Origin of the sequence: Desulforhabdus sp. TSK, from assembly GCF_022836495.1 — a bacterium.
In the GTDB taxonomy this organism is placed as follows: Bacteria; Desulfobacterota; Syntrophobacteria; order Syntrophobacterales; family Syntrophobacteraceae; genus Desulforhabdus.
The window spans coordinates 1-285 of the sequence record NZ_BQXM01000227.1 but is presented as its reverse complement, the minus strand read 5'-3'; the positions used below and the strand labels follow the sequence as shown (position 1 = coordinate 285).

Sequence of the window (285 nt, the reverse complement as noted above, 5' to 3'; positions counted from 1 at the left end):
TCATGGGAAGATTTCAGACCTGCCCGATGACTTCCCCCGTGCAGGCGGATTCATAGCCGGGGAGAGAAGCCAGTTCATTCCGCAGAGCGCGGGTCTGCAGCACATCCAGGAGGATCTTGACGGCCGGAAGGTCCAGGAAATCGCAGGGAATGACCAGGTCGCAGCGCACGGCCTCCATGGGGACAAAGTCCAACCCGTGGGCGGCGGCAACGGCTCGAAGCCCCAAAGCGGCGTCGGAGAGCTGGAAGGCGACCATTTGGGCACACCGGTTGTGGTTCGACACCA

General features: G+C 62.5%; 1 protein-coding gene. It reads right to left on the bottom strand.

Features of this window, described 5'->3' with window-relative positions; translation table 11 throughout:
* Positions 1–13 precede the first annotated feature (13 nt).
* Positions 14–285: substrate-binding domain-containing protein (locus tag MWC30_RS22200; RefSeq protein WP_272495893.1), on the bottom strand; the 272-nt coding region annotated here is incomplete at its 5' end.